This window comes from uncultured Thiodictyon sp. (assembly GCF_903828115.1).
GTDB lineage: Bacteria > Pseudomonadota > Gammaproteobacteria > Chromatiales > Chromatiaceae > Thiodictyon.
The window spans coordinates 1-9188 of record NZ_CAIKKU010000539.1 but is presented as its reverse complement, the minus strand read 5'-3'; the positions used below and the strand labels follow the sequence as shown (position 1 = coordinate 9188).

The following is a 9188-nucleotide window of genomic DNA, read 5'->3' as shown; positions in this document are numbered from 1 at the left end:
TCTCAGCCTAGCCTCCTACCGCATGATGCTTGCAGTGTTGGTCGCCCTCACGGGCTCGTCTTACCCTTTCGGGCGGAGTACATTGTCAGAGCAGCTTCACACCGGACCGTTACCAGTCCCGCATGTGCTCTTAGGCTACGACGGGAGAAACCGTCGGTTCTATCAGGTCGCCTCCAAGCGACCGCCAGTAGAACAATCACTTTCGCGACTTCGTGTCGCACGATTATGATCAAGGCCGTCGTCGACCTCACAGCGGATCGCCCGGCCGGCATCCGTTTGTTGCCCGTCCGGGACGCGACCCTGGGCCGCCGCTGGGCCGACTCCCTGGCGCGGGTCACCGCCCGGGATGGCAAGGAAGACTGGATTCTGGCCCATGTCGAGATCCAGGGTCAGAGCCAACCGGACTTCCCCAAGCGGATGTTCGTGTACAACTACCGGATCTACGATGTCCACGACCGGCCGGTGGTCAGCCTGGCGGTGCTCGCCGAACCGTCTTCCGCCGGCTTCGGTGAGTTCACCTATGAACGCTGGGGCTGCCGCATGGGCCTGCGCTATCCGGTGGTCAGCCTCGCCGCCTATCGGGGCGACCTGGCGGCCCTTGAGGCCTCGTCCAACCCCTGCGCGGTCATCACCCAGGCACACCTCCAGACCCAGGACACGGCCGACTCCGCCACCGCGCGTTACCGGGTCAAACTGGCCTGATCCGCAGCCTGTATCGGCGCGGCTACCAACGGACAGATATACTTGAGTTGCTGCGGTTCATCGACTGGGTCCTGACCCTGCCGCCCGGTCTGGAAGACCAGTTGTGGACCGAAATCCAGAGTTTTGAGGAGGAAAAACGCATGCATTATCTTGCCAGCTTCGAGCGGGTCGCTCAAAAAAGGGGGATCGCGCAAGGCCAGGCACGACTGCTGATGCGACTGCTTGAAGAACGCTTCGGTCCCATGCCCGAACCACAGGCGAAGCGCGTCCAGTCAGCCGCCCCGGAACAACTGGAAACCTGGGCCCTGCGCCTGCTCGACGCCGCGAGCCTGGACGACGTGTTCGGGCGCGACGACCAGCACTGAACGCGAAGAAGACACCCGCGCGTCGGGGTCCAGCGGCCATGGGACACCGGATAGCAACCGCCGTTCGCGACGAAGATCGTGCAAGCGTTCAAGGAGACCTTGGCAGGGTTCAAGGCGACCGCGAAAGCCACGGGGAAGGCGGCGGCGGAACCGCCTGCGGCGTTCTCCCACCGCGGCTTTGGGAATTCAGTATACGGAATTCCCCTGTCCCCGGAATTCCCAGCTTTTCAAACCCGGAAACTTCAGTTATTTGGTCAGCCTCGGCGAGTATTTGTATCATCTAACCTCGCCCACTTTCACTTCCGGATTACGCCACAACCAAAATCAGGAAATATGCACGATGGCATTGCTGAACTTATGGAATACGTCGCCTCATCAAGTACGCGACAAGCAACTACAGCAACTGATCGCGTTCGCCGGTCTCGGTAAACTGATAGGTGGTGGATGATCAGTAGCGCTACAGGGAGATATCATGCACTCCAACGGGGTACCACATACCAGCCAAGGGCAATGGGAAAAGGGGCCACACTCAATCTGACGCAATCGCTCGGACCATTGCCGTAGGGTGCGCCGAGCGCACCTTGAGAGGCTGCGGTTGATCGCCGCGGCCAGGGTTTCGGTCGGCGCCATGGTGCGCACGGCGCACCCTACGGTCGCTGTGCGGTCAATGGTCCGAGACAATCGCTCCGCACAGCGGACGGGCGCCAAGAAATCTCACGCGGAGACGCAGAGACGCAGAGATGAAGGCAGGATTCTCTGCGTCTCTGCGTGAGAAAACCGGTCCATGTGCGTACCTTGCCGGGGCTGTGTGGCCGCAACGATGATCGAGGCTGGCGGCGCGGGTCCTGTCCCCGTCGCCGCGCGGCAACCTGCTTCTTCGGCCCAGGGGCCCGCTCCAATGCCAGTTCGGGCGTCGCCTCCACGGGTGGCCGCGGCGGTCTGCGACGCGCGCCCGCAAGGCCGCAACGATGGCGCGCAGATCCGCGACCTGGGGCGCCCGTGCGGCCAGCCAACCGCCGCCGGGCAGGGACCGGCGCCGCACAGGGTCCGCACCGACCCACCAAGCCCGCTCGGAGCCCCAGCATAACAGTCTGATATTAAACCGCTTGGCCGCCCGGCACCCACCAGGGGTGGGTTGCGCTTGACCCACCCAAGGTCCGTCAGCCGTCAATGAATAACTTATAAATCAGTTGCCTGGGTGAGTGCATCCGGCTGGCACGCCGCATGCTCCCTCGTCTCCCATGAGACCCCGTCCACCCAGCGAAGACCTGTGCACCAGCGGCGCGACCGATGTCGATGCCTTGGCGGATGAAATACTGCGCTATCTGCACGGACATGGGCACGCGGCCGACACGCCGGAGGGGATCGCGCGGTGGTGGATCAAGCGGCAGCGGCTGGAGGACTCGCTGGTGCGGGTGCAGCGCGCGCTGGATCTGCTGGTGTCGCGCTCCCTGGTGGACGTGCGCCGGACCCCGGCGGGCGTCACGCTCTATTTCCGGCACCCGGACGCCGACCGCCAGACTGAGCCCACGGCCGCGACCGATCCGGTCGGCGGCGCCGGGACCCGCGACGACGCCGGGGCGGGCATCTGACGCCATGGCCGGTTTTGCCTCAATCGCCGCGGCCGGCCAGAGCATCGTGCGGGTGCTCAATCTGGGCTTCGAGACCGAGCCGCCGATCGAGGGCCGCCGTACCCAGGCGGTCCTGGTCCGCACCAACGACTTCCAGGACTCCCAGGTCGCGGTCGTCATGGGGGCCAATGCGCTGTCGGTCTTCCTCTACCGGGTCGATTTCAACAAGGCGATGCGCGCCGCCTGGTCCGCCGCGGCGGCGGTGGACGGACGCGCCCGCCTGGCCCTGGACCTGCATTATCTGCTGACCCCCTGGTCGGACAACGCCGCGCACGAGCACCGCATCCTGGGCCGGGCCATGCAGTGCCTGGAGGAGACGCCGGTCCTGGCCGGGCCGCTGCTCGACGCTGGGGGCGGCTGGGCGCTCAACGAGGGGCTGCAACTGGTCATGGAAGAGGTGCCGACCGAGGCCCTGATGCGCACCTTCGACTCGCTGCCCACGGATTACCGCCTCTCGGTGCCCTACATCGCCCGGGTCTTGCGGGTGGACGGGCGCGAGCCCCGCCCGGAACCCCCGGTGCGTACCGCGGTGCGCGGTCTGGTCCCGGAGCCGAGGCCATGAGCAACCTGTTTCTTCCGGCCCGCTTCTCGGAGCGCATCCACCGCCTGGCCCTGGGGGTGGAGCCGCTGGACGCCGCCGGCGGTGCCCGGCTGGGTCACCCCATCCAGATCCTGGTCGAACCCCCCGCCCCCGGCCTGCCCCGCCCGCGGCTGGTGCGGCACCTCTCCGGGCTCTTCGTGATGGTCCAGGACCCCGGGGTCCCGACGGCCTTGACCCTGCGACTCTGCGACCTGGGCGCACCGAAGGATGTCCCCGGCTTCTGTGCCCGGACCAACCGCCGCCGGCTGGTCCCGCGCCGGCTGCAGATCACGATTCCCGCGGCCGACCTGGCCGACACCCTGCCCATCGCGCAACGGGCGCGTCGGCCCGCGCTCTTCCCCGGCGCCGCCTATGCGGTGACCGACTCGGTGACCGGCCTGCGCGGGCGCGTGGAGCGCGCCGGGGTGCCGGTGCGCTGGGCGCGGGTGGAGGCCAGACGCCCCGGCGCGGGTCCTGCGGACCCGCCGGTGGGCCGCGCCCATGGCGACGACCGCGGCGAGTTCCTGTTGCTGGTGGAGTCCAATGCCGCGCCCATGACCACCCTGGAGCGCCCCTTCGAGCTGGACCTGGTGGCCTACCCACCCAGCCCGCCGGCCCCCCTGCCGCCGCAATCCGTGCGCGACACCGACGGGCTCTGGGACCTGCCGGTGGAGACCCTGTCCGCGCCCGGTGCCCCGGACCCGGTGGCCGCGGGCGCCTTTCCACCCGCGGGCTGGGGCGCCGCCGCGCCCCCGGTGCGCGTCGCGCTGGTCTATGGCCGGCTGCTGACCGGCCTGGCACCACTCACCCTATGAATACCGCCTTGATCACCGCCTTGATCACCGCCCGGATCACCCAAGAGGACCGACCAATGGAGGCCACCGATGCCTGAATATCTCGCCCCCGGCGTCTACGTCGAGGAAGTCAGCTTCCGCTCCAAGTCGATCGAGGGCGTGCCCACCAGCACGACCGGTATGGTCGGCCTGGCCCACTTCGGCCCGACCTGGTTCGCCGGCGGACCGCTCGCCGTGGAGCCGCGTCTGGTGACGAGCTACACCGAGTTCGAGCGCATCTACGGCGGACTGGAGCGGCTCCAGGTGTCCGACTCCCGCGACCGGGAGTGCTACCTGGCCCATGCGGTGCGCGCCTTCTTTGCCAACGGCGGCAAGCGGGTCTATGTCGCGCGCGTCTTCAGCGCCAACGCCGTCAACGACTCGGGGGTCGCCTCCGTGACCGTCAACGTGCCCGGGGGCGACCCCGCCACCTGGCGGGCGCGCTGGCCGGGCGCCATGGGCAACGTGCATGTACAGACCCTGGTGCGGCGCAGCAAGAATCTGGCGGTCAACTTTCCCGACCTCTACGCCGCGCCCGACCCGCGTCAGACTTGGGGCATCCAGGCGCCCCGGGTGCGTGCCGGGGCGCTGGTGGAGGTCATCCCCAACGGCGATCCCATCCCGCTCGGCAATGCACCGCTGGCGCTCGGCCGGCTCGCGGTGGTGGAGGTGGACCAGGACGGGCGCCAGACCTTCCGCGGCGACGGGGCCGCTGTGACCCCCGCGGCCGGGGACACCATCGCGCTCATCGAACTCCAGGTACAGGTGCGGGTGAGCGCGGACCGTATCGATGTCTACGACGAACTGGCCACGGACCCGGGGCAGAAGCGCTACATCGGCCGCATCCTGCAGGAGGAGGACCCGGAGGACGAGAACGCCGTGGTCTGGCTGGATTGGGACCCGGCGCCGGCCGCGGCCAACGAGGACCAGCGCCGCTTCCTGCCCGCCCGCCTGGCCCTGGCGCTGCAGGCCAACCAGACCCCGCGCTTGACCAACGGCAACGACGGACGCATGCCCGGGGTCGACGGGGGCCGCGACAGCCTGGAGGGGATGGAGGCCGACCCCGACCATGTGGCACTCAAGGCGACCGGCATCTTCGCCCTGGACGAGATCGACGACATCGCCATCGTCGCCATGCCGGACGGGGCCACCCTGGAGGACCCGGACGCGCGCTTCGTCGCCATGTCGCGCCTGATCCAGCACTGCGAGCAGTTGCACTACCGCATCGCCGTGGTGGACGGCCCGCTCAACAGTTCCATGACCGAGATCCGCGAGTTCCGCGGCAAGTTCGACAGCAAATACGGGGCCCTCTACCACCCCTGGATCGAGATCCTGGACCCCAACGAGCGGGCCTCCCAGGGCGCCCCCCAGCGGCGCATCCTGCTCCCGCCCTCAGGCTTCGTCGCCGGTATCTATGCCCGCAGCGATATCGAGCGCGGCGTCCACAAGGCCCCCGCCAACGAGGTGGTCCAGGGGCTCACCCGGTTCGAGATCAACATCAACAAGGGCCGCCAGGACGTGTTGAACCCGGAGGGGATCAATGCCCTGCGCTTCTTCGAGGGGCGCGGCAACCGGGTCTGGGGCGCCCGCTGCATGACCTCGGACCCGGAATGGAAATATGTCAACGTCCGCCGGCTCTTCATCTTCGTGGAGCACTCCATCGACAAGGGCTCCCAGTGGGCGGTCTTCGAGCCCAACGGACCCCGGCTCTGGGCCAACATCCGGCGCATGGTCGAGGACTTCCTGCTGGTGCTGTGGCGCGACGGTGCGCTCCTGGGCGACAAGCCGGAGGACGCCTATTTCGTGCGCTGCGACCGCACCACCATGACCCAGAACGACCTGGACAACGGCCGGATGATCTGCCTGATCGGCATGGCACCGGTGAAGCCCGCTGAGTTCGTGATCTTCCGCGTCGGTCAGTGGACCGCGGATTCCAAGGCGTAACCGGAGGCAGCAATGGCAACTTACCGCGACAACCCCTACGGCGCCTTCAACTTCCTGGTCTCCCTGGGCGGCCGGCAGGGGTCCGGGGACCCCGGCGTCATCATCGGCGGCTTCTCGGACGCCAGCGGGCTCGGCTTCGATATCAGCTATTCCGAGTACCGCAACGGTAACGAGAAGTTCAACACGGTGCGCAAGGTCCCCAACACCCACAAGGTGGACGACGTGACGCTCAAGCGCGGGCTGGTCGGCTCCACCGACATCTTCGAGTGGATCAAAGGGGTACGCGACGGTGTCGCCGACCCCCGGCAGGTCACCATCACCCTGCTCGACGAGGCGCGCCAGGAGGTGGCGACCTTCGCCCTGCGCAATGCCCAGCCCAAGAAATACACCGGCCCCACCCTGGCGGCCAAGGGCGGGGGCGAGGTTGCCATGGAAGAACTGCACCTGGTCCACGAAGGCATCGAGTACCAGTAGGCGGAATCTGAGCCATGTCGGCACTCGCCCGCCTCCCACTTGGCGCCCCCGGGGTCTATCCCTACCCGGGGCCCGCCCTGCGCAGCCTCACCGGGGTGCGCCTGGATCTGTGCGCCTTCGCCGGCGTCGCCCCGCGGGGGCCGGCGCGGGTGCCGGTGGTGGAGGACGAGGCCGACGGGCACTTCTGGCGCGGCGATGTCCCCTGGGTGGAGCCGCAGCGCCCGCGGCGGCGCACCGTCGCGGTCCCCGTCGAGAGCTTCGAGGACTATCGGCGCATCTTCGGCGGTTTCGAGGGACCGGGGCGGCTGCCCTATGCGGTGGCCGCCTATTTCGACAACGGCGGGCGGCGCGCCCTGGTCGCGCGCATCGTCCACGACTACGGCCCCGGGGACCCGCGCAACGACCAGGGCGTGGCCCGCGCCCTGCTCGCCGGGGTCAAACCCGCCATCGGCCTGCGCGCGCGCAGCGAGGGGTCCTGGGGGGCGGCCATGACGGCGACCCTGGTCTTCCGCGCCAGCCCAGTCGATCTGACCCCGGAGGCGGGCGGCCTGCGGCTCGGACCCGGGGCGACGCTCGTCGCCGGGGCCCTGCTGCGGGTCTCCAACGGCGACGGGACCCGGGTGCTGCGCTTCGTCTCCCAACTGATCGAGGTCCCCGATGGGGACCGCCCGGTCCACAAGACCCTGGCCCTGACCGACTCGCCCCTGCCGCCCGCCGCCGCCGGGTCGATGCCCCGCTTCGAGCAGGTCGAGGGGGACCTGACCCTGGACGACGGCGACGGGCGCCGCGAACAGCACACCGGGCTCGGGCTCGCCTTCGGGCACCCGCGCTGGCTGGCCCAGGTGCTGTGCGACGCCTCGAGCCTCGCCTGGCCGGAGCCGGACTGGGCGCGCGCCCAGGTCGAGCCGCTCGACGCGGACCTGCGCCCGCCCCCGACGGCGCGCTTCGACGCGGGCGGCGACCTCACCGACCGCTGGGCGGACCTCGACCACGAGGACTTTTTCGACGCCGGCTGGGCCCCCGAGTCCGGTGAGCCCGGCAACGGCATCTGCTGCTTTGCCGGACCACCGGACGCGGCGGGCAACGCGGGGCTGCGGCCCGCCTCGCTGGTGGTGCCGGACCTCTATTCGCATCGGCCGCTGATCGTTGCCGAGCCGGTCGCGCCGGTGGTGACCCTCGCCGGCGCCGGCTTCGCCCGCTGCGTGCGGGTCGACGCACCCGCGACCCAGGAGCCGGCCGCCAACGACCTGCCCGGGCTGCACCTGGACCCGCTCCTGGACCTGGATCAGATCCTGGGGCTGCAGCAGCGCCTGATCGGATTCGCCGAGTCGCTGCGCGACCTGGTCGCCCTGCTCGACGTGCCCCCCGGGCTCGACCCCGCGCGCATCCGCCGCTGGCGCGGTGCGCTGGCGTCGTCCTACGCCGCCGCCTATCACCCCTGGCTTGCGGTCGCCCGCCTGGACGACGCGCGCGACGCCCTGGTCGAGGTGCCGCCCGCGGCCCTGGCGGCGGGCATCCTGGCCGACCGGGAGCTGACCTTTGGTGTCCCCCATGGACCGGCCAATCAACTGGCGGTGGGGGCTGTGAGTGCGCTGGCCGCCCTGCCCCCGGACCTGCACGGGCAACTGCACCAGGCCGGGATCAATTGCTATGTGCGCGACCGCGACGGCCTGCGACTCACCGGGGCGCGCACCCTGTCCGCGGACCCGGCCTACCGCCAGTTGAGCGTCCGGCGGCTCATGATCCTGCTGCGCCGGGTGCTGCTCGAACAGATGCAGTGGGCGGTCTTCGAGCCCAACGGCCCGGCCCTGTGGCGTGAGGTCCGGCTGCTGCTCGACGCCTATCTGCGCCAGCTCTACCAGCACGGTGCCTTCCGGGGCGCGACCGAGGAGGAGGCCTGGTTCGTGCGCTGCGACGAGGGGCTGAACCCGGCCTATGAGCGCGACCAGGGTCGGATGACGGCGCAGGTCGGCGTGGCCCCGGCGGAGCCCCTGGAGTTCATCGTGCTGCACCTTACCCGCACCGGCGACGGCGTGCTGAGCATCAGCGAATGATGGATCAAGCCCCACCACTGCTGCGCGCCTTCCGCTTCCGGGTGCAACTGCGCCTGGCGCCCCAGGCGGTCTCCGGGGCGCCGGCCCCGGCGGGGGCCCCGGCCGGGGCCGCCCTGGGCGACGGGGGCTTTCAGGAGTGCAGCGGACTGGAGGTGGACATGGACGTGCAGGAATACCTGGAGGGCGGGCGCAACGACGGGGTCATCCGCCGGGTCGGGCGCGGCAAATACAGCAACCTCGTGCTCAGACGCGGCATGTTCTACGGTGACGGTCGGGTCAACCGGGAGCTGTGGACCTGGCTCCAGTCGGTCATCTCCGGGGAGCGCCCGGTGCGCCGCTACAACGGGTCAGTCGAGGTGATGAGTGTGCGTGACGAGGTGGTCGCCGTCTGGACCTTCGAGCGCGGCCTGCCGGCCAAGATCAAGGGACCGGAGCTCAATGCCAAGACCGGCGAGATCGCCATTGAAGAGTTGACTATTGCCCACGAGGGGCTGCGATTGGCGAGCTTATGACCTCAAACGCAAACGTTGTCGTTGTCGTTGTCGTTGTCGTTGTCGTAATCGTATTCGGAGAATCGGTGCAATTTCGAGTCGACTACGATTACG

9 protein-coding genes are annotated in these 9188 nt (G+C 69.2%); all 9 read left to right on the top strand.

Annotation, left to right across the window (positions count from 1 at the left end; genetic code table 11):
• Nucleotides 1–225: 225 nt before the first annotated feature.
• The 9 genes from QZY48_RS20020 (at nt 226) to QZY48_RS19980 (ending at nt 9095) form a co-directional block, all read left to right on the top strand.
• Nucleotides 226–702: a hypothetical protein gene (locus QZY48_RS20020; protein WP_295434478.1), complete on the top strand. Its 477-nt coding sequence runs from the start codon at nt 226–228 to the stop codon at nt 700–702.
• A gap of 47 nt (nt 703–749) precedes the next feature.
• Complete coding sequence (locus QZY48_RS20015; RefSeq protein WP_295434477.1) at nt 750–1067, top strand: DUF4351 domain-containing protein; 318 nt, start codon at nt 750–752, stop codon at nt 1065–1067.
• Between the two features lie 1241 nt (nt 1068–2308).
• Nucleotides 2309–2659, top strand: coding sequence for a hypothetical protein (locus QZY48_RS20010; RefSeq protein ID WP_295434475.1), 351 nt, complete (start codon nt 2309–2311; stop codon nt 2657–2659).
• 4 nt (nt 2660–2663) lie between these two features.
• Nucleotides 2664–3260 (top strand): DUF4255 domain-containing protein, encoded by a 597-nt coding sequence (locus QZY48_RS20005; protein ID WP_295434474.1) that lies wholly within the window; start codon nt 2664–2666, stop codon nt 3258–3260.
• Entirely contained in the window at nt 3257–4093 is an 837-nt protein-coding gene (locus tag QZY48_RS20000) for a hypothetical protein (protein WP_295434472.1), read from the top strand. The genes QZY48_RS20005 and QZY48_RS20000 overlap by 4 nt, the downstream gene beginning before the upstream one ends.
• Before the next feature lie 69 nt (nt 4094–4162).
• The gene (locus QZY48_RS19995; RefSeq protein WP_295434470.1) at nt 4163–6055 is read left to right on the top strand and encodes a phage tail sheath subtilisin-like domain-containing protein; all 1893 of its coding nucleotides are present in this window, start codon (nt 4163–4165) and stop codon (nt 6053–6055) included.
• Between the two features lie 12 nt (nt 6056–6067).
• Complete coding sequence (locus tag QZY48_RS19990) at nt 6068–6529, top strand: phage tail protein (RefSeq protein WP_100919924.1); 462 nt, start codon at nt 6068–6070, stop codon at nt 6527–6529.
• 14 nt (nt 6530–6543) lie between these two features.
• Nucleotides 6544–8583 (top strand): phage tail sheath C-terminal domain-containing protein, encoded by a 2040-nt coding sequence (locus QZY48_RS19985; protein WP_295434468.1) that lies wholly within the window; start codon nt 6544–6546, stop codon nt 8581–8583.
• Complete coding sequence (locus QZY48_RS19980) at nt 8583–9095, top strand: phage tail protein (RefSeq protein ID WP_295434466.1); 513 nt, start codon at nt 8583–8585, stop codon at nt 9093–9095. The genes QZY48_RS19985 and QZY48_RS19980 overlap by 1 nt, the downstream gene beginning before the upstream one ends.
• Nucleotides 9096–9188 lie beyond the last annotated feature (93 nt).